This window comes from Haloferula luteola (assembly GCF_014201715.1).
GTDB lineage: Bacteria > Verrucomicrobiota > Verrucomicrobiia > Verrucomicrobiales > Akkermansiaceae > Haloferula > Haloferula luteola.
In genome coordinates this window covers 220,579-242,873 of the sequence record NZ_JACHFD010000005.1, presented here as the reverse complement: position 1 = coordinate 242,873, position 22,295 = coordinate 220,579, and the positions used below count along the sequence as shown (strand labels likewise).

The window sequence follows — 22,295 nt, the reverse complement described above, 5'->3', positions numbered from 1 at the left end:
GATTCCAGCCATCGTAAGCGTAGGATTCGTGGGTGGTGGACGTGCCTTCCGTGATCGATTTGCCAATACGACGCCCCATCCAATCGTAGGCGAATCTCAGGGTAATATTCGGCGCACCGGCATTCTTCGCCGAACCAGAGGAAACCATCTTCACAATTCGGCTTTCTCCATCCCAAGTGTAGTCCCAGCGTCCGTCTTTGAGGAGCTTTCCTCCCGCGTCATAGGTCGGAGTCAGGCTATTGGGCGGAACCCAGGTCTTCACCTGAGAGGTGCCTCCTCCACTACGGGTGACGTTGGTAGTAACCACCTTGCCATTTCCCGCGTTATTGGCGGTTTGCCGAATTCCGTAGAATTGGCCTTGGACATCGATCCCATTGTGAGGGCCTCGACTCGCGGTCGCGGTGATGGCCGCATCGGAACGCACCAGGAGGTTCAACTTGGCGTTGTTGGTCAGGGTAGAATACTGGTTGAGGGCATTGGGTGTGAACCCACGAATGGCCATGCCGCTGCCACTACCCGCGCTGGAGTTGGTCCGATTTCCCATGCCATCGTAACTGTAGCTGAATTCCAGCCCGGGCACAAGGGCACTGGTCGTGGCGTGTTTGGCGGCGGCGGTGACTTCAGAGCGGGTGTTGTAGCCGTAGGTCCACCAGGTGCCGTCTTCGCGGCGGGTGAGTTCGCGACGACCTGCGGCATCGTAGTCGTGACCCATGGATGCCACCGATTCTAACGATCTGAGGGACATCCCCTCGAACGGACCCGGGAGCAGGTATGGCTTCTAGAGTCTTCACGACATTGACTCTTTCGACATCATACTCGTGAGGATATCCACTTCCCGATCTCCATTCCAATTTCTTGACTTCGAGCCCCTCAATCAGAAAGGACTCAAAATTCGAGATCATCATGATCGACTCAATCAGGCTCGCCCTTACTTTTTCACGATCCTCATGGGGGTAGATACTCTTCTCCCCCAGCTTGCGAATACCTCGGGCCAAACCACCAACATTTTCAATTGTCGGGTTCGCTTTTGCCTCTTCCGCACTACTCCTCAGATAGTCATATGAACTCTGAATCGAACTCGACTCCATGACCCAATCCTTCCGGTCCTCCCCACTGAGATCTGGAATCCATGACAAAACCACCATACACATAGCCAGTCGATTCATCGCGCTCAAATATCGGACAATTTAGGAAATTCGTTCTAAACTCAAAACACCCATCAACCTCGCGATGACGGAATACCTCATTCACTAGTCTATTCAACGAATCCACCAACAATGAAATACATCAATTATGATCGCCCAACTTTAAAATCATGAATCTTCTTATATACAATAAACCCCAATACAATAACACTGAATCCTACACCCAGATATATCAACCCAAATCCCCTCAATTTCGCGTCCCTTTTCTCAAACTTGTGACTTTCCCAATTTCTTGAAAATCTATCTTTTATCGAATCTCGCCGCGTTGGAAGAGAACCCGGTTCCAAATAGGAGCCAAGAGCCTTATCCACTGGACCTTGAAGTGAGTAAAATTGATCACTTCCACGAAATCGGAATGTTCGATTTCCGGATTTAACCTGATCATACCAATGGATCCACGCATTACGGTCGATGACCTTTCCGTAAATGGGATCATCACTCGATTCTGGGCCGTCTTCAATGAGAGACTTCAATCCGGCCATTGCGTAACGACAATTCGGGCCGAGAACCTCCTCTCCTTCTGACGTCCAAAATGCCTGAGTATCCGTCAAAAGCTCACCCAAAACACGAACTGATCGCGGATCAGGCAGAAAGCCCAAAATGGAAATAGAGTTCTCACATCGAGAATAATATTCCTTTCTTTCCTCATAGCTGGACTGATCGGATTGAGACCATTTTCTCTTAGCTTCTTTGATTTCGCTTTCAAAGAACAACAAATTCTCTGGATTCCCCATGAGAACTTCAATCATTTCTTCCTGAACTTCGGTCTTTTCTGCCTGAAGTTCCTCCGGAGGACCGCCCCAACCCCTTGCCATATTCCGGATAGTTAATGCTAGAAGGTCACGATTTACATCCGTTGGTTTTTTCTGGTATTCCGCCGTTAGACTCCTCCATTCATCGAATCTTTTGGACCACTCGCACTCATCAAGCCCCTTCACGATCGGTTCCGCAATAACAAGATACATCATGAACGCCCAACTCATGATCACAATTCAATTATATACTTCTTGAAAATTTCGACCCGGAGATCGACTCGCGATAAACATCCTAAGAAGCCAATAAGCATTTCGATTACCGAAATTTCCTCCAATGACGTCCAATGAATAAAAAAGCTCCCAACCCCAGGGCAAGCCCTCCTAGTCCAGATGCGATCATCACCCATAAAGATCTTTGATCGGCATTGGCTTTCTCGGATAATACCCTAGAACTAGGGAAAGTTGATAATCTTTCATCCAGCGACTTTCGAGGAACTGGAAAATCTCCCTTTTCGAACGGCGGATGAAGCTCTTTTGCTACTGGTCCTCTCAAATTGAAGGCTTGCATCTTTCCCTTGAATCGAAAGGTCCGCTTTCCTTGTTTCACTTGCTGAAACCAATTCATCCAAGCAGTTCGGTCTATCGAAGAGCCATAGATCACATCATCGCTATCCTCAGGCCCATCAGCTACTAGGTTTTTAAGCCCCAACAGAGCTGGGCGAGAATTTGGACCAAACATCTCGTCACTATCCGGCATCCAAATCGCTTCTGTGTCATTCAAAAGCTCTCCAAGGACTCGAATACTTTTAGGATCAGGAAGATTCCCAAGTGTTGAGATCACGGTTTTACAGCGATTGAAATACGCATTCCTGCTCTCCCACAATGCTTGATCAGATCCTCTCCACTGCGCTCTCGCATTAGAGATTTCCTCTTCATAACTATCAATAACGTCTGAATCACTCAGCAGCGCTAATACCAACTTTTGATGAACTTGATCAAGCCTTTCGATAAGCTCTTGAGGAGGGCCACCCCATGGCTCTCGGAGTGTTCTTATCCCCCGCTCGACTGTTTCACCATCTTTTGGATTAGCCGATTTAGCATAGCGATCGGCAAGCTCTTCCCATTCGTCCAATTTCCCGTTCCAGGCATCGAGCTCGACCTCCCCATCGCCTAATAAAGGACAGGTCATCAAAACACACATAAAACTAATGAGCACCCCATCCATATCCAAGATCAAATCAATTCAAAGCTGAATCGAATTTCCGGTCATTCACTTCACCACAATCACCCATTTTTAGAAACATCTTCTCACATCATCGACTTTTTTCTTGCTTTATACGCCAAACCCAATCCAACCCAACTAGCAGCCACAAGAAGAATAACAAAGAATCTCCGTTTCAATCCTGGAAGTCGCTCATCCCCATAACCATCTTCGCCCTCTCTGAAGGAGCTATGATTCAAACGCTGCAACAGAGGTGGCCGAAGCTCAACGTTATTGCGATCTTGGGTATCGGAATCCCAATCCTCACCTCTGCTAGGATCCAAATGATACGATCGCGGATCGCCCTTGAAGCGGAAGGATCGTTTACCTGATTCAACCTCTTCAAACCATAATCTCCAAACTTCTTTCTGAGCACGAAGCACCTCAACAGGAGTGGTCTCGTTAACCTGAAAAGGTGGATCCTCTAACATGGTTGCTAAGGCGATCATTGCGAAAATTGGGTTTTCTGGAGGAGACGATGAGTCCGGGTTGCTTTCGATGGGAAATGGAACTCCAGAATCGTCGAAGAGAAGGGTACCTAATGCTTCCACTGATCTCGGGTCAGGCAATACCTGAAACGTTTGTATAATACGGATTCGCTCGGAGTCATAGCCTTGATCATAGTTTTTTGACTTTTCCCATGCAGCGCGCTTTTCTTCTAACTGTTTCATCAGGCGCTTTTCAAAATCAGGAATCTTCAGGATCGCTTCTCGAAGCTTGAAGTTGACCTCAAGGCGTCGATCATCGGGAAAATTGGATTTTCGGAGCCCTCGAGCGCCTCGGGCAAGCGTTTCAAATTCCTGATCGCTGGGGTTACTTTCAATGTTCTCAGCCAACTTTTCCCAGGCATCGAGGACAGAAGCTTTTGATTCCGTCATAGGATTTGAAACTTCGCCTTTCGCAACATCGAGACAAAACCCACCCAACAAAAAAGCAAACCATAAAACTGAAGTCACCGAATATGAATTACCGCCTATCATCCTTCTCGTCGAGCCCCCCTTTTAACTAGCTCACCTTTCAATTTTTTTATTTTATAACACCGCACAATCAAGACATGGCACACGAAAGCAAACCCCACGACCATCAAAATCAAATACTTAATTTTTACACTCCGCTGATTACTCTCCGAATCCGGGGAATTCACCGCCTCAGTTGAGCGCCGTTCAGATATGCTTCTCCGATTTGAATTTACTCTTTGCGTCTCCCATGCGGGTGGCCGCTTTTGATCGGTAGGATTCGCAAGCGTGTAACTTTGGAGACTCCCTTTGAGTCGAAATGAACGACGTCCCGCCCTCACTTGATCAAACCATGATCGCCATGCTTCAAGCTGAATTCGAACCTCCTCAAGCGGTGTCAGTTCCCCCGCATCAAGGGGTGGATTCTCAAGGATTTCGGTAAGAGCTCTCATGGCAAGAACGGGGTTCTCTGGAGGTGACCACGAATCAGGATTTTCTTCTATCGGATAAGGAACTCCAGAATCATCGAAAAGAAGCTCACCCAAGGCTCGAACGGACCCGGGAGCAGGTATGGCTTCTAGAGTCTTCACGACATTGACTCTTTCGACATCATACTCGTGAGGATATCCAATTCCCGATCTCCATTCCAATTTCTTGACTTCGAGCCCCTCAATCAGAAAGGACTCAAAATTCGGGATCATCATGATCGACTCAATCAGGCTCGCCCTTACTTTTTCACGATCCTCATGGGGGTAGATACTCTTCTCCCCCAGCTTGCGAATACCTCGGGCCAAACCACCAACATTTTCAATTGTCGGGTTCACTTTTGCCTCTTCCGCACCATTCTTTAAATATGCAAATGAACTCCGCATCAAATCCCCTCGATCACTCTCCTCGGGGTTAGCCAACACTGGGCACGCAAGCATCAATTGCCCCAAGATGCACAGACATGAACCAAGTTTCATTTCATTCAACACCCTCCAATTCAAGAATTTCATTTAAACTGATATCAATCAGATCCCATTCCTTTTTCACTAGCAGCACGCCAGTCCCATCCACCTGGCGCAGCTTTCCTGAGCACATCAATCTACGAGATTGATCAGTTCCTAGTAATGGTGCAGGACCCCTATTAGAGGCAACATCGGGATGACCTGGACCAATGAGAATATGCCCTATTTCGTGGCACATCGATCTCATTATTTCGCCCTCAGAAACTTGCAATCCAATTATCCAACAATGCCGACGCGCAATATCCGCCTTTGCATAACTCACAAAATCATATCCCGCTCCCGGGACACGGATACTTAGCACTCCCCCCACCACAAAAACGTTGACCACCGCATCTGAATCTTCGAGACCCAATCCTATCTTCGAACGGATATCGAATGCTTCAATTCCAAAATCTTGACTTATATCTAGCGAACCAATATTCCCATCATCAGGCATACTTCCTAAGGACCCAACATTATCAAATGACAGTGTCACATCGAAAACAGAGGATTGAAAATCTAAATTCACCTGATTCAGGAATACTCGATTCAGCATAGTATCCACCTTAAACTTGGTCAGTTCAGGAGGAGCTACAACAGCATTACCAATTTGCGATCTTATTCTCCACACATTGACTTTCAAAGTCCTCTTTTTCATCACTTTGATGCCCAGCGGCTGAGAGAGGGAATCTTGAGTCCCGGCTCGCAGACGAGCGTGGTAGTCGCCACTCGTGGTCGCTGCGGAAGCCACCGAGATTTCCGTTTCGGTTTGGGTCAAGGGAACCTCAGTGCCCTGCGCACCCCAGGTCCAGGGACCCTGATTGATGAGTGTCAGAGGAGCCAACAAGGAGGCAGTGGTTCGGATCCGAAACTTGGGAGCTTCAGTCGCCTCCGCAGGCACCATCACCCACACCCGCCCCTCACAGGCCGCATCGGGTTCTTTCGCCGTCACCGAGATGGCGTCTACCCCGGTGGCAAATGCATCGTCCTCAATTTCCACGGGAATTCCCACCGCGCCATGGGTGTCCCCAGAAACGGGGTCCTGACGATTCATGAGGAGACCGCCCTTGGAATTCATGGTAGAGACCCGCCACTCGCCATCCATGCCCGGGGCGGCATCAAGGAGGGAAAGCGTCTGTCCATTCGCCCAAAGCCGGTCCCTTCGATATTGGAGCCCTGCAGGCCCGTCCAGAACCTCGCCCTGCGGGACGAGCGCCCAGCCCTGCTCACTGAACCCCGTGCAACGGGCCAACTCCTGACTGCCCTTCCAATCACTGCTGGCATCAGCGGTGGATTGAATCATGCAGTGATCCGGATAGAACAACCCCGTGTAAGTTCCCCCGGGATTGCGGACGAAGGCCCGTGCCAGTCGCTTCGCGAAGACCTTTTGGCCCCCGGGTTGATACCACGTCGTTTTCCCGCCATCGGGCGCTTCGTAGGTCCAGTAGTGACTGTCATCCAAAATCAGCGTCGGAGTCGTTTTCCCGAGCATGGCTGTCGGGAAGCTCCCCTTTTCCGGAAGCGTCCACAGCGCATTCCCTTGGTGGGACTCTTCGTAGCCACCATCGGGCAGCGCCGTCATCACGGCGTAGTCCCCAAAGAATTGTCCCGCATCGGAGAGTCGACCCATTCGCGCCGTGAACTGGGAACTCCAATCGTCCTGGGTGGTCCACATCACCCCCTGATCTCCAAAGCGCTGCGGAGGAGATTGTGGAGTCGGCCACCAGCATTTTTCATCCACATACACCTCCGCAGGTTCGCCATAGGTGACGGTACCATGGCCCAAGATCTGCCCCTTTTCATTCATTGCCAGTGGGCGGGCTTGATCCAGGTGGCCTGCGCTGGGCACTCCGAGATGGAGGGGGTGATAGGCTCCGGCAAACCATGTCCCTCTCTGATAGAGAACGGCTCCTCCATGGGTCAACTGGAGGGGGGTGTCCTGATTTCCCGCAGGATCGAGGGCGGGCGGCAATTGAAAGATGGCGAAGCGGGGGGCGGAGGTTGAGCGCCAATGAATTTGCGGATCGTGGCGGTTGGAATCTTCGATGTCAGGAATCCCGTCACCGTCCGTATCGAGGGACCAACCGTCCGGCTCTCCATTGCCATCGCGGTCGGCGGAAAATGGATCCGCCAGGTCGGAATCGGGATGCTGGGGATCCGCCGCCATCGCAAATTCGTCGGCGTCGAACACTCCATCTCCGTCCGAGTCCAGCTCCGGATCGAGGCGCATGCGGACAAAACGTCGTGCTTCGGGATCGGGAGGGGCTGGAGGTGGTGCCAGGGCACTTTCGACCGGCACAAGCGCCACTTCCTCATTCATCGATGGCATGGCGTCCGCCAGCGCCTCCCAAAACTCTTCATCTGCTCCCGATAAAGGCTCCATCTCCACCGATGGAGCGGAGGCCGTCCCTCCCGGATGGAAGAGATAGAAAGCAAATCCCTGCCCCGAGCGACTGAAGAGAGGCACACTCTGCCAAGCTGGGTCCAGATCCCCCTCCCCACTTCGACTCAGCAAACGCTCGTCTTCCAACCAGCGCCAAGTTGCCACCCAGCCTCCGCTTTCCCCCGACTGCAGTTGCAAGGAGACTGGAGTGGCCGCCCATCCTTCGGCCCAAGAAGGGTTAGGGGGCGTGGAGGGAGCCGGAGATGTCTCCAACAATGCCAAGGCATGCTCGTGCCCGAGCCCATAGATCGGGGTGCCGAATGTCGTCCATGTTTGGAGGTCCTGTGACACTTCGAAACGATACAACACTCCGGGGGTGGACCGGAATACCAAGCTCGTTTGAACAGATCCGTCCGTCGCCAGCATCGAACGCCATTCGAAGAAGGGCAAGGGAGCGGAAGCCGCCTGAACGACCGAAGCCAGGCAACCCGCGACGAGCCAGCCCACCTGGGCGAACCATCGAGTCATCATGGGAGGGGGAGATTTTGTGGATAGGGGAGAACGACATGAGAGGAGGAAACGCCACCGCCCCTCTTCCACTTCATCGGACTCCATCACCTCACCACACAGCCCCCGCATCCCTCAAGACCTTTCTTGGTGAATGACTTACAAACACCCAAAACACCGAAGAGAGTTTCGCCGGGCCATGCTTCCCTATGGGATTTCCAGCCGTTACCTTCCCTTTTCGCCTCCGATCACGAGGAAATGCCCCCCATCGCAGTGTCGACTTGAAACCTCGGCCGCCATTCGTGGGTCATGGCCCGACCCAATCGCCGATCGATCCAAAGTCGGGGGTGAACAAACGTTTGTACGTTCTTACGGCTTCCCCATCCGTCATTTCAGCGAGGTAATCACAGACGAGTCGGGCACGCGCCGCCGGACGCGAGGTTCGCTCCAGCTCCAAGGCAACCTCCTCCGGTAAGAGTTGAAACTTCTGCCCATCAATCGCCTCGCCTCGAACATAGCGGGTTTCGAGGACTTCCCAGAGACCGCGCAGGAGGTGGCTTCCCTTGTGCTCCAATTGCTTGAGTTGGGGAGAGAGGAACACCACTTCGAATGCCAAACGCTTGAAGATTTCGCACTCCGCACGGACCTGGGGGTCGATCTCCAGTTCATAACGATAGCGCTGGGTGGCCTCACTGAGAAAGCCGACTCGGTCGCGTAAGGTCACGGCTTTGACGGATCGGCCAATTCGGCTGCCGACGAAGGGATCGACTTTCTGCCTCCTCATTGCTTCGAGCAAATCCCCCAACGGGCTCCCCCCTGCGACCTCGATTTCACGGGATTCCGCCCATCGCTCGATGCGTTCCCGGGTCAAAAAGCCGGCCCGCACACTATCCGCGAGATCGTTGAGGGAATAGGCCGTATCATCCGCCCAATCCATGACCTGACATTCGATGGACTTCCATCCGTCGCGGTCCTCGCCGGGAGGGAACTCCGGGGGAAAATCGTGACCGTCCAGCACCCAATCGAGCCAACTCACCTGCTCGTCGTAGAGAAAATGATTCTTCGGCGCCTGCTGCTGGAGTCGTTTCAGCTCACTCCATAACGATTTGTATTTCAGCACCGAATCGGCAAATGCCCGAGTGGGATCCATGCCGGAACGCTTCGCTGAAAAAATCCTTTCGGTGAGGAGTCTGAGAGTTTGGGCATTGCCCTCGAAACCGCCCCAGTCCGCCATCAAATGATTCAAAGTCCGCTCCCCCGCATGGCCGAAAGGGGGGTGTCCGAGATCATGCGATAGGCATGCGGCCTCGACGAGATCCGGATCAATGAAGAAATCGTCGCTCAGACGATCGCTCGAATGTCGCAACCAATGACAGATCGAACGGCCGATTTGCGCCACCTCCAAGGAATGCGTGAGGCGGGTCCGATAGAAGTCGTATTCCCCACTCCAGAAAACCTGCGTTTTGTTCTGAAGGCGTCGGAAGGCAGGGGTATGCAGAACTCGATCCCGATCGATTTGAAACGGAGTCCGGTAATCGCCGGTATCTTCCCGCCCTGAATGCCGGTGAAGATCGAAGGCCGTGTAAAAGCGGTTCCGCATGCCCGGTGATTAGCGCCGGAAGCAGCGGAACGTCAGGGAAAAAGCGGGATTAATGGGACTCCGAAGTCGATTCGGCCGGTTTCTCCTCGTCCATGCCGGTCAGTTTTTTGGCAACAAAGCCCATTTTCTCCAATCCGGCCCGACGGCGATCGAATCCTTCCGCCTCCTCACCCATGAATTCCGCCATCTCTTGTTTCATTTCCGGATCTTCTCCCGGGACAACGGAATTGGGATCTCCCCCCAAGGCCCGAGTCGCGTCATCAATCTGATCACCCCGCGAAGAGATTCGGTCGAGCGCCTGATCGTAGGAGTCCTTGGTATCGGCCATCGATTTCACATCGTCCATGCCTTTGCCGAGGTTTTGCACCAACCAGTCGAACTTGGCGCGCAGACCGGGATGGACCATCACCGCGGTTGCCGGAGCCACGACCAGCAGCAGCAAGGCGAGGTTTGCCAGCACCCGGGCGCGACCTTTCTTTTTCTCCAGCTTGGAATTCCGTTCCTCAAGCATCGCCGTCAGTTCGGTATCCGTCTCCACGTGCGATACCGCGGGTGATGGAGCGGGATGCGGAGTTTGGCGGGCTTGGGGGGCCTCCACTGGAGCAGGAGCCACGAAGGCTTGGGCGGGAACGGGAGCAGGTGCCGGGGTCGACGGCGGCTCAAAAGTCTTCTGGGTCGCGGAAAGCTCGGGGCTGCGAATCGCGGCATCGAACAGCGCCTTCATGCGCTCGGAAGGGTCGGTGAAAGAGTCGGGCGATGGCATGACCGTTTACTTAAGTAAACTTTCATCCCCTGGAAAGGATCTTTCGCCTACTCCTTGACGTAGGTAACTGATGGCGTAGGGGAAACGAGGCGTTGGTGATTTTCCGTTAGCTTCGGAACCCGAGCGACTCCAAGATGGGCGCGCATGCCCTCCCTCCTCGCCTCCTCGGCTCCGATGTCCGCGCTGGTCTACCTGACCCTCATCCTCGCCCTCGGGGTCGCAGCCCAATGGTGTGCGTGGCGGTTCAAGCTGCCGTCGATTCTTCTCCTGCTCGCATTTGGATTTGGTCTCGGCCAATTCACTGGAGTCCGCATCGACAACTTCCTGGCCGCCGGAGAAGGCCACGGCTCTCCATTGCTTTCTGCCGTGGGGCTATTCGTGGCGATCATTCTCTTCGAAGGAGGTCTCACGCTGAAGTTGAGCGAGCTTCGGGAGTCAGGACTTCCGATTCTCCGCCTTTGCACCCTGGCAGTGGTCATTTCCTTCGCTCTCACCACGGGGTTCATGAGCATGGTTTTGGGCTACGACATCCGCTTGTCCGCCCTCATTGGGGCGATTCTTACCGTGACGGGGCCAACGGTGATCGCGCCACTCTTGCGCCACGTGAATCCCACCCGAAAAATGGCGTCCATTTTCAAGTGGGAAGGGATCGTCGTTGACCCGATCGGAGCGATTCTGGGGGTGTTGATTTTTCTGATTTCCCGCTCCAGCAGCGCTGATGCGGCATGGTCCGAAGTGTTATGGGCTGTCGCCAAAATGGCCTTGGTCGGCTGCATCGGCGGCTACATTCTCGGCAAGATCGTGGAACAGTTGCTGCGCCGGCATTGGATCCCCGACTACTTGCAGCCGGTCTTTCTCCTCGCAGTGGTGGCCGTCGCCTTCACCTTGTCCAATCAGGTCGAGAAAGAAGCGGGGCTTCTCACGGTCACCGTGCTGGGGGTCGTCCTTGCCAACCAAAAGTCCGCTTCCGTTCGCCATATTCTCGAGTTCAAAGAAAACCTGCGCACGCTGATCATTTCCTCGTTGTTCATCGTCCTTTCCGGACGCATTTCGCTCGATGAATTGTCCGGGGCATTCGGCAAAGGAATGGCCCTGCTCGCCTTCCTGATTTTCATCGGGCGCCCACTCTCGGTTTTCGGCTCTCTGTTCTCCTCCAAGCAAACGACTCTTAAGGAACGCACCTTCTTGGCCTTTTTGGCACCGCGTGGGATCGTCGCCGCGGCCGTAGCATCCGTCTTCGCGCTGGAATTTGAAATGGCAGCGCGCCATGGCCGTTTCGGCGAATTGGGCCCCACCATCGCCAGCCAGTCGCAGGAACTCACCGCCCTGATCTTCCTGGTCATCATTGGAACCGTCGCCGTCTACGGTCTCGCCGCCTCTCCCTTGGCGCGGGCCCTCGGACTAGCCTCCAGAAATCCCACTGGCATTCTCTTCGCCGGGGCCGATGCCTGGGCCCGCTTGGTCGCCAAGGCACTGCACGACGACGGTCACCGGGTGATGCTGCTCGATACCAACTACTCCAACATCGCCGCCTCCAAGCTGATGGGATTGGAAGCCCATCGCGCCAATATCCTCTCCGAATTCGCGGAAGAAGAACTCGATTTCAATGGGATCGGCTCCTTGGTCGCAGGTACGCCCAACGACGAAGTCAATTCGATCGCCGCCCAAAGGTTCATTCACCAGTTCGGCCGAGCTCACGTCTGGCAGTTGGCACCGTCCGACCACAGTGCGCATCACCGCACGGCAACCTCCTCGGAAATCCGGGTGCAGAATTGCTTCACTGGAGCGCCCGGCCACCCTCGGCTTCAGCAACTCGCCCACTCCGGAGCTGTCGTGAAGAAATCCCATCTCACCGAGAAATTTGGCTTCGAGGATTTCCAGAAGACCTATGCGGACAGCTCAGCGATCGTGCTCTTTCTGAGCGACTCCGCCAAAGGCCTTCGACCTGCACCTCGGGAAATTGAAAAACTCGCCGCCGGCACCACGCTGTATGTGCTGGTTCCCGATGCGCCCACGCCCACCCCTCCTTCCAGCTCCGTGGAGGGATGATACATGGTTCGGACGTGGCGCGTATGGATTCCGTTCCACTCCGTCCAACCATGTCCACCTCCCTGAAACGCCTCTTCTTCTGGCTGTCCGGTGCCGGCACCGAGACCCTTGAGCAATGCCCCCATTGGGAACAGCGGAAATATGTGGCCTTTGGGGCCACCGTGCTGGTGCCTTGTGCCTTTGCTTTCATTGCCTGCGCCTACGCGCTCTCAACCCTCACCGATCAACCCAAGGTCATCTACCCGGTGGCCACGGTGTGGGCCTTCATCATTCTCACGATCGACCGTGCGCTGCTCGCCGGTTACCGGCCCTTCCTCTCGTGGACGCGCAAGCTTTCCCAGTTCGCATTGCGCCTTGGCGTCGCTGTGCTGATGGGCCTGACCATCGCCCACCCCTTGGTTTTGCTCCTGTTTCGCGACACCGTGACTTCGGTCATTGAGGACGATCGGGCGACAGAAATGGAAGCCGAACGGGATCGTTTCGGGACCCGCAAAAATGAAGTCCGGCAGGGCATGGACACCTTGGAGGAGAAAATTGCCAAGCTCCAACAAGACCGCCTGGAAACCTACGACGCCAAATTCATCCTTCAGGAGAAAACCGACCCTACGGCGGCGATTCCGGGACTGACTTCCGAACAGCAGTCCGAACTGAAGTCCGCTACGGAAGAAGCCACCGCTCCCTTCCGCACCCGCTTGGACGCGATCGATTCCCAGCTCGATGAACTCACCCCTCAGTTCACCCAAGCCCAAACCGACCTCACCTTCTGGCAGTCCGAATATGAGCGGGAACTCAATGGCCAACGATCCGGACTCGTCGGCGAGGGGCCACGCGCACGCTCCATCAAGGCCGATCAACTCGAACCGCGCCGCGAAGAAACCAAGCGCCTCGCCTCTCTTCTTGAGCATCTGACTGCCGAGAAAGCCACGCTTCAAACCCAAGCACGCGAAGCAGAAAAACAAGCACTCAACGCTTTTGAAGCCCGTCTCGCCGAGATCGAAGCCGCCAATCAGGCCGAAGCTGCACGCGTTGCCACGCTTCGACATCAAGTTGAACAAAACCAAGCCGACGCCTTCGTCACCCAACAAAATGCCGTCCGCGAGGCGCTCGACGTCCAGATCGAAACCCGTAATTCCGAACTCAAAACCGCCCAAAGCGAACTGGACCAGCTGTCCCGGGAAGAACGAGAGCGCATCGATGCCATTCAAGCCGAACCTCGCCGCGACATCCTCACCCAGACGCTCGCCCTCCATCAACTTTTCGAACAGGGCGCCGAAGGGGGCCAATTCGCCTTCTCCACCTACCTCATCCTCACCGCACTCTTCATGCTGGTGGATACCATCCCATTGGTCGTGAAATTTTTCACCAAGCCGGGGCCTTACGATCGGTTGCTCGACCGAGATGAAACCGTCTTTGCCGCCGAGCACGAAGCCTTTCAGAAAAGCCACAGCCGCTACATGTCCCAACTGGCCGCGGGCAATTTGATCGCCGTGACCCGCAATAAGTCCCTCGAAAATGCCCTCGTCGATGGCGTCGAGCACTCGCGTGCCGCACGGGAATTCCTCGATTCCCTGATCGAGATGGAACGATCTTTCGCCGAACGCATGAAGCTCGAACAGGAAGCTCACGCTCACGCAGGCCCCGAGAAACTCGCCGCCCTCGACGCCATGAAGAAGCGCTTCTACGACGACCTCCACCGGCGCATGGAAATCTTTTTCGCCGGCGGCCAAGCCTGACCCCGCGGGTGCGATTCGTCCTTGGCGGCAGGCGCCCGTTCACGGTTCATCCGTTCCGTGAACACTTACACCTCCCTCGAAGCCCTGCTGCACGATGCCTTTTGGGCGGATGAGGACACTCCCGAGCTTCATTGGATCGAAAACCTCCTCGAGGAGCCCGCTCTGGAAATAGGTTGTGGATCAGGCCGCTTGCTTCTCCCATTGCTGCAAAAGGGCTGTCGCATCGAAGGCCTCGATAACTCCGAGGACATGTTGGCGCTCTGTCGTCAAAGCGCCTCCGACTGCGGCTTGGAACCGGTTCTTCACCACGGCGATATGAGTCGCTTTGCTCCTGGCAAGACCTACGCATCTCTTTTCGTTCCCGCCTTCACCTTCCAACTCGCCGAGGACCCTGCGGCGACCCTCGCCCACTTTCAAAAACTCCTCCAACCTGCCGGCCTCCTCTATCTCACGGTCTTCATCCCGATGGCGGAGATCCACCGCGAGTTGCCCGAAAACGAGTGGTATCTGGATCACGAAACCTCTCTCCCCGATGGCCGACGGGCCAGCGTTCACACCCGCCACCAGATCGATCGCAAAGCACGCATCCTACGCCGTGAGCACCACTATAGTCTGACTGACCCCACAGGCACGCAGGAACATTTCTCCGAGCAAACCGTCCGCTGGTTCACTCCGCGCCAGCTGCAGCGACTCCTCACAGATGCCGGCTTCTCCGTCGAAAATGCCGTGGCCGACTTTGATGAGGAACTGCCCGTCGACGAAGACAGTCAGATCCTCACCCTCGTCGCACGGAGCTTCGTCGAGTCGGTGGAGTAGCGCGACGAGGATTTTTATTCCTGTTCGTCGGAAGCGATCTCCTCGGTCACCGCGGGCTCCAGCTTGCGAAAATGGATTTGCCCCACTCGGCGCCCATCCGTGCTGGTGACTTTGGCTTCCCAGCCTTCGATTTCCATCGTTTCTCCCACTTCCGGGAAACGCCCCAGTTGTTGGGTGATGTAGCCACCAATCGTGGTCACCTCACCGCTCTCCAGCTCAAGCTCTTCAGCCAGATCGGAGAGATCATTCAACGTCATCGTGCCGTCGACCACGAATTCCTCCTCGCCGATCCGCACGAAGTCGGGGCGTTCGTTGTCGAATTCGTCCTGAATGTCGCCAACGATTTCCTCGATCACATTGTCGAGGAAAACGATGCCTACGGGAGTGCCGAATTCATCCACCGCCAAGGCCAAGTGCTGTCGCTCCTTGAGGAAGAACTTCAATAGCGTGTCGAGCGGCATGGTATCGGGCACCATTTTGAGCTCGCGCTTGATCCGCATCAGATCTGGGTCGGACTGCCCCACAAGATCGAGCACATCCTTGATATGGATCTGTCCAATATGGTGATCGAGGTGGCCCCCTTTCACCAAGGGGAAGCGTGTATGGCGAGTCCGACGGGCAATCTCCAAAGCCTTTTCGAAAGGCTCGTCCGCATCCAACACCACGACATCCTGCCGAGGCGTCATCACGTCACGCACCCAAATCTCATTCAACTCCAGAGCCGCAATGGCAATCTCCTGCTCGGTTTCCGTCACCTCCAACGCTTCGCCACTTTGCGTGACCAACAGAGCCAACTCCTCGGCCGAGTGAATGTGCTCGCCTTCGCTGATAGGATCGATGCGAAAGAGCTTCTTCAGCAAAAAGTTGGCCGTACCATTGAGGATCCGAATGGCCCAGTGGAACGAACGATAAAACAGATGCAGCGGCTTGGCCAACAACAGCGTGGTCGCCAGCGCCTTGCGAATGGCAATCGACTTGGGCAGCAGCTCACCAATCACCACGTGCATGAAGGTGAAAGTCACGATCGCAAAGACCAACGAGACCCACTTGATCAATTCGACATTGAATCCCCAGATCTGAACCTCTGGAGGGACCCCTAGGTTCCACAAGGTAGGAGACACCAACGCACTGATGAACGGCTCGCCAAGGAAACCCAGCATCAGCGAGGCAATCGTGATGCCCAATTGGTTGGCAGAAAGGTAGCCATCCAGCTTCGCCACCACACTGATGGCCCGCCGCGCTTTTCCAGGTGTTTCCTCTTCCACCGTTTCCAGCTGGCTGGGCCGGACTTTGACGATGGCAAACTCGGACGCGACGAAGAACGCGTTGAGCAAAAGGAAGAAGAAGATCCCCAGCAAATAGATGACGATCTTGAGGGGCGACGGATATTCCGTCGAGACCTCGTGCAGGGTCACGGCCCAGATGGCCGGAGAGAAAAAGAGATTCATCGCCGGTTAAAGCTTCTCATAAACCCCTTGGTCGCGCTTCTCGAGGATCGTGAAGCCCGCCGCCTTGGCATCGCTCACGGAGAGCGGCTTGGCAATCTTGGGGGTATTGACGCGAGAGATCACCTTCCTGACGGGATTCCGGCAGGCGAGGCATTTCTCCAAGGGTGCCCGATCAATGGGGCGTCGAAGCTCGAACCCTTTGCGGCAGATCCGGCAAGATCGCTCAGGATCTTCCGGGTTTTCAGAAACGTATTCGTAGATGGGCATGACAATGCGGGAGAACGGGCTATTACCGCCTCCCGCGAATCACTAGCGCAATCTGCGCCAGGTCACCAGCTCGACTTGGTCACACCGGGAATCATCCCGTGCGAAGCCAATTCACGGAAGCTGATCCGGGAAAGACGGAACCGGCGAATGAAGGCGCGGCGACGACCGGAATACTCACAACGATTGGCCAGCCGGGTCGGGCTAGCGTCGCGAGGGAGCATCGTGAGACCGATGTAATCCTTCTCGTCCTTGAGCTTGCGACGCAGCACAGCGTACTTCGCGACCGTGCGCTTCTTGCGATCGTTGCGGGCAATCCAGCTTTTCTTAGCCATAATTCGGGGCGCGGTGGATACCCGATGGCAGGCCCAATGCAAGCCAAAATCGGGTTTTTTCCAAATTCCCGCTCGGTTTTCTCCTCTGTCTCCCTTCGCTTGGAAATTGATTTTCGCTCTCTCTCGGGTCGAAATCGATCCCATGCGAGCGCTTTGCATCGTCCTTGATTCCGTAGGGTGCGGCCATGCCCCCGACGCTGCCGACTTTGGCGACAAAGGAGCCAACACCCTCGGCCATTTGCGAGAAAGAATCCCCAACCTCGCCTGGCCCCACCTGGCTTCGCTCGGACTCGACGATCTCCTCAACCCACCCTTCCCCTCGAAACTTCAGGAGAAGAACGCCGCGAGGCTGACCGAGCTTTCCGCCGGCAAGGACACGACCACTGGTCATTGGGAGCTGATGGGCGCCCAGCTGACCGAGCCATTTGCGACCTTCGAGCGCTTCCCCGAAGACTTGGTTGCCGAACTGGAACAAATCGGTGGCCGCTCATTCCTTGGAAATGAAGCCGCCTCCGGCACTGAGATCCTGGCTCGATTAGGCGCCGAGCATTTTCGCACCGGCCAACCCATCCTCTACACCAGCGCGGATTCGGTCCTGCAGATCGCCGCCCATGAAGATCCCCACATCTTCGGGCTCGAACGTCTCCAACAATGGTGTCGCGATGCCCGAGCGGTTCTCGACCGCCGAAATTGCCGCATCGGCCGCGTGATCGCCCGCCCGTTCGTGGGCGACCCCACGAATGGATTCCAACGCACGAGCCATCGGCACGACTACTCGCTCCAGCCGCCGGAAACCGTTCTCAACCGCCTCACCGCCGCCGGCGTTCCCGTCCACGGCATTGGCAAAATCCACGACATTTTTGCAGGATCGGGCATCACTCACAGCCACCCCACCCCTTCGAATGCCGCCGGCATGGCGACCATCGAGCGCTTGTGGTCGGAGCGCGTGGATGGTCTGGTTTTTGCCAACCTGGTGGATTTTGACACGCTCTACGGTCACCGCCGCGATCCCGATGGGTACGCCCGATGCCTGATCGAGTTCGACACCTGGCTGGGCACCTTTTTGCCTAAGATCGAAGCGAACGATCTCCTCATCATCACCGCCGACCACGGCAACGATCCCTATCACGCGGGAACCGATCATACCCGGGAGCAGGTTCCCCTGCTGACGCGCCATGCCGCCCCCATCCGAGAGAATCCGACGTTCTCCGAGGTGGCCCGCCTGCTCGAAGTCGCTTTTCTTCCTCCCTCCTGACTAGCTCGCGATTTCCAGAACGGCTTCTACCATCCGCAGTGCCTCGCGATTGCGCCGCACCTCGTGGACTCGGTGAATGATGGCACCTTCCTCTCGCGTCCAAGCGGTGAAAGCCACCGTCGCCCAGTCTCGGTCCAGGGGCTCTCCCCCTTCCAGCAACTTTCCGATGAACGCCTTGCGCGATAGGCCGATCAGAAGCGGCCGACCATGAGGAGCCAACGTGGACGTCGCCCGAAGAAGCGCCAGGTTGTGCTCCAGTGTTTTCCCAAAGCCGATACCGGGATCATACACCAATGCCTCTTCGGAAATCCCTGCCGCTCGCAACTCTGCGTGCCGGAGCTGGAAAAACTCCCGCACCTCCGCCACCACATCCTCGTAATGGGGCGCTTGCTGCATGGTCCGCGGCTCACCTTTCATGTGCATCACCACCACGCCGCAACCGGTTTCCCGACACAGCTCCACCATGGCCGGTTCGCGGAGACCCGTGACGTCATTGACGATATCAGCTCCCGCCGCCAAGGCCGCTCGCGCTACCTCGGGTTTCATCGTATCGATCGAAATCCATCCGCTCCACCGTTTCCTTAGTGCCTGAATCACGGGAAGGATTCGGGCAATTTCATCGTCGGCGTCGACCGGGGCGGCCCCCGGCCGAGTCGATTCCCCTCCGATATCGATGATGTCCACGCCTTCCGCGATCATCTCCTTCGCACGCCGCCATGCACCGGCGGGTGCGTCGTGACGCCCCCCGTCGGAGAACGAATCGGGAGTGACATTCAAGATGCCCATCACCGCCGCACGGCGGCTCAGATCGAGCGATTTTCCGCGGGATTTCCACCACATGCCGCCCCCGGAATGCCTTCTTGCCCCCGCCAAGGCCAAGCACTAATCTCCGCGCCCATGACCCGCCCGATTCTTTGCGCGCTCTTTGCTCTTCTGCTGGGGACTCACGCCATCGCTCAAGGCCTCCCAGGCATCGACATCAAAGGACCTTTCGCTCGGGTGAAACGCAATGAAGACGGGTCCGAGACCCGATTCGAGCGCGGCAAGGACGAGCGCACCCTGATCAAGTCCACCTATTCAGCAGGCGCCCACAACCTCACTCTGAAGACCGTCTATCGTCTTGACGACAAGGGCAACCCCCTGAAATGCGACATCTACGACGGCCTCGGCAACAAGCTCTACAAGACCTCCTTCGGCTACTCGAAGCGCCCGGGACCGACCCTTGGCAAGTTGGTTCAGGAGCTCCTCTATGATGTCCGCGTCAAGCGATTCTTTCCCGGCAGCAAAAACGAGATGCCGGTGCACATGTTTATTTACAAGTACAAGCCGGACGGCACTGCCGAGCTCCCCGTGGGCATGACCCTGATCAAGGGCAAAACGGCTGAAGAAGTCTTCGGCAAAGGGGTGGTCCCCGAAGTTCAGGCGCTTCCTAACTTGAACGAACTCGAGGAAGTCAGCCCCGCCAACCCGAACGCCAAACCGCTCAGGCGCTAAGGTTCATCGACGGCATGCGCCCCCCTACCTTACTCGCCTTGCTCGTGGGCGCGGCGACCGGCGCTGGCGGCCTTCTCCAAGGCCTTCAGTGGAAGAAAGCTGCGGATACGGGCCTCCAGGAGGAGAACGCGACCCGCATCCGCGAGTTGGAGTCGGAAATCCAACTCCTCCGCTCGGAAAACGACAGCCTGCGCTCCCTCGCCCAGGGGGGAGGGGAAATTGAAGTCCCGACCGCGCTCGAACACTATGTGGAAGACGCACTGGGCCTTGAGTTCCGGAGCTCTCCCGTAGTCCACCGCGTCGCCTTCGAAGAACTTCGCGGCCGCGTGATCGCTTCGATCGAATCGCGATTTCCCCCGAATTCACTCGATCACCGTCAGCAGGCCTGGCGACTGATGGGACTCTTGGGCCCCGATGATCTGTTCGCCCCTCAATTGGCCGCCACTCGCAGCCTGGGTGCCCGCTCTTGGTTCGACGACCAAACGGGCGACGGATGGGTAACCGATCAATACGAACCCACCAGCATCCCTGACCAAGGAGCCCTTCTCCGGGTTCTCGTGCGCATCCTACTTCACCAACATTATCCCCCCGCTCCCGGCTATTCGGGAGACGAGCCGGACCGTTCCCGTGAAGCCCTCCACCACGGGACCGCCTTGGCCTTGGAAAATCGCTTCCTCGCCCGCCAAGCCCTCGGGATCGGCTTCACGGGTAGTCAGAACCGCAACAACGACGCAGGGGACCTCCTCGCCAGCCTTCCCGCTTACATCCGGGGTCTTGCCACTTTCCCGTCGCGTGTGGGCTTACCGTTCGCCGAACGACACCTCAACCGCGACGCCCTCGCCCCCGTTCTTCACTCGCCGCCGCTCCTCACCGCCCAGCTCTACCCTCAACCTGGCGAAACCCCCATCGCCCTGGAATTCCCCGAGCTCTCCGGCACCTTGGTCCTCGAAGAAAGCGCCGGTCGCCTCGGCCTCGAACTGTGGCTCGAAACCCTCAACCCAGGCGACGCTCCATGGCTGGAGCCTGCCGCCGCTTGGAAGGGCGACCGCTATCGCCTCGTCGCCCGGTCCGACACTCAACTCGATCTCGATTGGGAGATCGAACTGGCCACTCCCGACGCCGCCACCCGGGTCGCCGAAGCCGGTCGCATCATGGCGGGTTTCCTCGCCCAATCCGATACCGACCCCGCTGAGGGAGAAACCGCGATCGCACCCGATGGAAGCCGCATTTCGGTGGAAACCCCCACCCCCACCCGCGTTCGCTTCACCCACCACAGTCCGGAATGAATCTCCTGTCCCTCGCCGCCACGTTCTTTTTGGTATTCGATCCCTTTGGCAATGTCGCGGTCTTCCATTCCCTTCTGTCCAAGCTTCCCGAGCACCGGCGGCGTCCTGTCCTCGTGCGGGAAATGCTGATCGCGCTGGGCGTGATGGTGTTATTTCTGCTGCTTGGTCGGCACCTTCTGAGCTTTCTCGGTCTTCACCCTGCCACCCTGAGTATCTCCGGCGGCATCATTCTCTTCCTCATTGCCCTCGGCATGCTGTTCCCGGCGCGCAGCCTGCTTCATGAAGAGGAAGATGAGGAACCGTTCATCGTCCCCATGGCCGTCCCGATGTTCGCCGGTCCCTCCGCCATTGCGCTCCTCCTTCTCACCACCTCCAAGCATCCGGACGACCTCCCCGCCATCGCCCTCGCTCTCGGGCTTGCTTGGCTCGCCTCGTCAGTCATTCTCCTCCTTTCACCCACCCTCATGCGCTTTCTCGGAAAAAAGGGCACTCGTGCCCTCGAACGCCTGATGGGCCTCCTCCTCATCCTGATTGCCGTGCAAATGTTCCTCAACGGCATGGCCCAATACCAATCCACCCTCCTTTCATGATCGCTCGCCGAGTCACCTTTGAAGGCCGCGTCCAAGGCGTCGGCTTCCGCTATACCTGCAAGGATCTCGCCAAAGGCTTCGAAGTCGTCGGCACCGTGCGAAATCTCCCCGAGGGCACCGTGGAACTCGAAGTCATGGGAGAATCCGGTGAAGTCGAAGATTTCATCCAAGAAATCGCAGAAGAAAGCCCAATGGCACACAACATCAAGGGCATGCACGTCAAAAACATCCCTCCACTGGAAGGAGTGAAAGGCTTCTCGATCACCGGTTGATCCCCATCACCCATTCCAAATACCCCGGCGACCCATCCACGACTGGCAGTGCCACTACTTCGGGAGTCTCATAGGGATGGACCGCCAGCAGCGCCGCCTGCAACTCCGGATAGGCGGCCCGAGTCGTCTTGATCACTGCCAGCACCTCCGCCTCTTCGCAGGTTTTTCCCTCCCACTGGTAGATCGACATCACCACGGGCAGCAGGTTGACACAGGCGGCCACTTGCTTTTCCACCAGAGCCGCGCCAATCTGTCGCGCCGATTCCCCATGGGGAAAGGTACAAAGCACCACAAGAACCTCAGTCATGAGGTGACTTGAACCTGAAAACTTGAA

General features: G+C 56.4%; 20 protein-coding genes and 1 pseudogene. 8 read left to right on the top strand and 13 right to left on the bottom strand.

All coding sequences use genetic code 11. The features are described from left to right. From HNR46_RS07155 to HNR46_RS07120, 8 genes and pseudogenes are all read right to left on the bottom strand, one after another. A pseudogene (locus HNR46_RS07155) lies at positions 1 to 745 on the bottom strand (hypothetical protein); the annotation flags it as partial. A 546-nt stretch (positions 746 to 1,291) separates the two neighbouring features. Beyond that, positions 1,292 to 2,188, bottom strand: coding sequence for a hypothetical protein (locus tag HNR46_RS07150; RefSeq protein ID WP_184017240.1), 897 nt, complete (start codon positions 2,186 to 2,188; stop codon positions 1,292 to 1,294). An 88-nt stretch (positions 2,189 to 2,276) separates the two neighbouring features. Continuing rightward, entirely contained in the window at positions 2,277 to 3,185 is a 909-nt protein-coding gene (locus HNR46_RS07145) for a hypothetical protein (RefSeq protein ID WP_184017238.1), read from the bottom strand. Positions 3,186 to 3,268: 83 nt separating this feature from the next. After that, the gene (locus HNR46_RS07140; RefSeq protein WP_184017236.1) at positions 3,269 to 4,177 is read right to left on the bottom strand and encodes a hypothetical protein; all 909 of its coding nucleotides are present in this window, start codon (positions 4,175 to 4,177) and stop codon (positions 3,269 to 3,271) included. 20 nt (positions 4,178 to 4,197) lie between these two features. Next, complete coding sequence (locus tag HNR46_RS07135; RefSeq protein ID WP_184017234.1) at positions 4,198 to 5,175, bottom strand: hypothetical protein; 978 nt, start codon at positions 5,173 to 5,175, stop codon at positions 4,198 to 4,200. After that, on the bottom strand, positions 5,144 to 8,080 hold the full coding sequence (locus HNR46_RS07130) for a thrombospondin type 3 repeat-containing protein (protein ID WP_221285053.1): 2,937 nt from the start codon (positions 8,078 to 8,080) through the stop codon (positions 5,144 to 5,146). The genes HNR46_RS07135 and HNR46_RS07130 overlap by 32 nt, the downstream gene beginning before the upstream one ends. Positions 8,081 to 8,363: 283 nt before the next feature. Continuing rightward, positions 8,364 to 9,656: a dGTP triphosphohydrolase gene (gene dgt, locus HNR46_RS07125; RefSeq protein WP_184017230.1), complete on the bottom strand. Its 1,293-nt coding sequence runs from the start codon at positions 9,654 to 9,656 to the stop codon at positions 8,364 to 8,366. 49 nt (positions 9,657 to 9,705) lie between these two features. Then, positions 9,706 to 10,419 carry a hypothetical protein gene (locus HNR46_RS07120; RefSeq protein WP_184017228.1) on the bottom strand — a complete coding sequence of 238 codons (714 nt, stop codon included), beginning with the start codon at positions 10,417 to 10,419 and terminating at the stop codon, positions 9,706 to 9,708. Positions 10,420 to 10,563: 144 nt separating this feature from the next. Between HNR46_RS07120 and HNR46_RS07115 the strand changes: the two genes are divergently transcribed. Genes HNR46_RS07115 through HNR46_RS07105 form a run of 3 tightly spaced genes read left to right on the top strand, consistent with a single transcriptional unit; the run spans position 10,564 to position 15,017 of the window. Next, a complete protein-coding gene (locus tag HNR46_RS07115) occupies positions 10,564 to 12,468 on the top strand; it encodes a cation:proton antiporter (protein ID WP_184017226.1) in 1,905 nt (634 codons plus the stop codon). Between the two features lie 50 nt (positions 12,469 to 12,518). After that, positions 12,519 to 14,201, top strand: coding sequence for a DUF4407 domain-containing protein (locus HNR46_RS07110; RefSeq protein ID WP_184017224.1), 1,683 nt, complete (start codon positions 12,519 to 12,521; stop codon positions 14,199 to 14,201). A 57-nt stretch (positions 14,202 to 14,258) separates the two neighbouring features. Then, positions 14,259 to 15,017, top strand: coding sequence for a methyltransferase domain-containing protein (locus HNR46_RS07105; RefSeq protein ID WP_184017222.1), 759 nt, complete (start codon positions 14,259 to 14,261; stop codon positions 15,015 to 15,017). Between the two features lie 14 nt (positions 15,018 to 15,031). On the opposite strand, the gene HNR46_RS07100 is transcribed toward HNR46_RS07105, so the two are convergent. From HNR46_RS07100 to rpsN, 3 genes are all read right to left on the bottom strand, one after another. Then, a complete protein-coding gene (locus tag HNR46_RS07100) occupies positions 15,032 to 16,465 on the bottom strand; it encodes a hemolysin family protein (protein ID WP_184017220.1) in 1,434 nt (477 codons plus the stop codon). A 6-nt stretch (positions 16,466 to 16,471) separates the two neighbouring features. After that, positions 16,472 to 16,732: an FmdB family zinc ribbon protein gene (locus HNR46_RS07095; protein WP_184017218.1), complete on the bottom strand. Its 261-nt coding sequence runs from the start codon at positions 16,730 to 16,732 to the stop codon at positions 16,472 to 16,474. Positions 16,733 to 16,794: 62 nt separating this feature from the next. Next, positions 16,795 to 17,064: a 30S ribosomal protein S14 gene (gene rpsN / locus HNR46_RS07090; RefSeq protein ID WP_184017216.1), complete on the bottom strand. Its 270-nt coding sequence runs from the start codon at positions 17,062 to 17,064 to the stop codon at positions 16,795 to 16,797. A gap of 142 nt (positions 17,065 to 17,206) precedes the next feature. On the opposite strand from rpsN, the gene HNR46_RS07085 reads away from it, so the two are divergent. Continuing rightward, positions 17,207 to 18,319: a phosphopentomutase gene (locus HNR46_RS07085; protein ID WP_184017214.1), complete on the top strand. Its 1,113-nt coding sequence runs from the start codon at positions 17,207 to 17,209 to the stop codon at positions 18,317 to 18,319. On the opposite strand, the gene folP is transcribed toward HNR46_RS07085, so the two are convergent. Beyond that, a complete protein-coding gene (gene folP / locus HNR46_RS07080) occupies positions 18,320 to 19,159 on the bottom strand; it encodes a dihydropteroate synthase (RefSeq protein WP_184017212.1) in 840 nt (279 codons plus the stop codon). Positions 19,160 to 19,216: 57 nt separating this feature from the next. On the opposite strand from folP, the gene HNR46_RS07075 reads away from it, so the two are divergent. From HNR46_RS07075 to HNR46_RS07060, 4 genes are read left to right on the top strand one after another with little or no spacing between them, the layout of a single operon-like run. Beyond that, positions 19,217 to 19,813 carry a hypothetical protein gene (locus HNR46_RS07075; RefSeq protein WP_184017210.1) on the top strand — a complete coding sequence of 199 codons (597 nt, stop codon included), beginning with the start codon at positions 19,217 to 19,219 and terminating at the stop codon, positions 19,811 to 19,813. Positions 19,814 to 19,827: 14 nt separating this feature from the next. Next, positions 19,828 to 21,099 (top strand): hypothetical protein, encoded by a 1,272-nt coding sequence (locus tag HNR46_RS07070; protein ID WP_184017208.1) that lies wholly within the window; start codon positions 19,828 to 19,830, stop codon positions 21,097 to 21,099. Continuing rightward, positions 21,096 to 21,689, top strand: coding sequence for a MarC family protein (locus tag HNR46_RS07065; protein ID WP_184017206.1), 594 nt, complete (start codon positions 21,096 to 21,098; stop codon positions 21,687 to 21,689). The genes HNR46_RS07070 and HNR46_RS07065 overlap by 4 nt, the downstream gene beginning before the upstream one ends. Beyond that, positions 21,686 to 21,961 carry an acylphosphatase gene (locus HNR46_RS07060; RefSeq protein ID WP_184017204.1) on the top strand — a complete coding sequence of 92 codons (276 nt, stop codon included), beginning with the start codon at positions 21,686 to 21,688 and terminating at the stop codon, positions 21,959 to 21,961. The genes HNR46_RS07065 and HNR46_RS07060 overlap by 4 nt, the downstream gene beginning before the upstream one ends. Here the strand turns inward: HNR46_RS07060 and cutA are convergent. Then, positions 21,951 to 22,268: a divalent-cation tolerance protein CutA gene (cutA, locus tag HNR46_RS07055; RefSeq protein WP_184017202.1), complete on the bottom strand. Its 318-nt coding sequence runs from the start codon at positions 22,266 to 22,268 to the stop codon at positions 21,951 to 21,953. The genes HNR46_RS07060 and cutA overlap by 11 nt on opposite strands. Positions 22,269 to 22,295 lie beyond the last annotated feature (27 nt).

Coding starts and splice junctions, on each gene's coding strand:
- HNR46_RS07130 (WP_221285053.1), bottom strand. CDS start 8,080: ATGATGACTCGATGGTTCGCCCAGGTGGGCTGGCTCGTCGCGGGTTGC.
- HNR46_RS07145 (WP_184017238.1), bottom strand. CDS start 3,185: ATGGATGGGGTGCTCATTAGTTTTATGTGTGTTTTGATGACCTGTCCT.
- dgt (WP_184017230.1), bottom strand. CDS start 9,656: ATGCGGAACCGCTTTTACACGGCCTTCGATCTTCACCGGCATTCAGGG.
- HNR46_RS07085 (WP_184017214.1), top strand. CDS start 17,207: ATGCGAGCGCTTTGCATCGTCCTTGATTCCGTAGGGTGCGGCCATGCC.
- HNR46_RS07150 (WP_184017240.1), bottom strand. CDS start 2,188: ATGAGTTGGGCGTTCATGATGTATCTTGTTATTGCGGAACCGATCGTG.
- HNR46_RS07070 (WP_184017208.1), top strand. CDS start 19,828: ATGCGCCCCCCTACCTTACTCGCCTTGCTCGTGGGCGCGGCGACCGGC.
- cutA (WP_184017202.1), bottom strand. CDS start 22,268: ATGACTGAGGTTCTTGTGGTGCTTTGTACCTTTCCCCATGGGGAATCG.
- HNR46_RS07060 (WP_184017204.1), top strand. CDS start 21,686: ATGATCGCTCGCCGAGTCACCTTTGAAGGCCGCGTCCAAGGCGTCGGC.
- HNR46_RS07120 (WP_184017228.1), bottom strand. CDS start 10,419: ATGCCATCGCCCGACTCTTTCACCGACCCTTCCGAGCGCATGAAGGCG.
- rpsN (WP_184017216.1), bottom strand. CDS start 17,064: ATGGCTAAGAAAAGCTGGATTGCCCGCAACGATCGCAAGAAGCGCACG.
- HNR46_RS07065 (WP_184017206.1), top strand. CDS start 21,096: ATGAATCTCCTGTCCCTCGCCGCCACGTTCTTTTTGGTATTCGATCCC.
- HNR46_RS07110 (WP_184017224.1), top strand. CDS start 12,519: ATGTCCACCTCCCTGAAACGCCTCTTCTTCTGGCTGTCCGGTGCCGGC.
- folP (WP_184017212.1), bottom strand. CDS start 19,159: ATGTGGTGGAAATCCCGCGGAAAATCGCTCGATCTGAGCCGCCGTGCG.
- HNR46_RS07100 (WP_184017220.1), bottom strand. CDS start 16,465: ATGAATCTCTTTTTCTCTCCGGCCATCTGGGCCGTGACCCTGCACGAG.
- HNR46_RS07095 (WP_184017218.1), bottom strand. CDS start 16,732: ATGCCCATCTACGAATACGTTTCTGAAAACCCGGAAGATCCTGAGCGA.
- HNR46_RS07115 (WP_184017226.1), top strand. CDS start 10,564: ATGCCCTCCCTCCTCGCCTCCTCGGCTCCGATGTCCGCGCTGGTCTAC.
- HNR46_RS07135 (WP_184017234.1), bottom strand. CDS start 5,175: ATGAAATTCTTGAATTGGAGGGTGTTGAATGAAATGAAACTTGGTTCA.
- HNR46_RS07075 (WP_184017210.1), top strand. CDS start 19,217: ATGACCCGCCCGATTCTTTGCGCGCTCTTTGCTCTTCTGCTGGGGACT.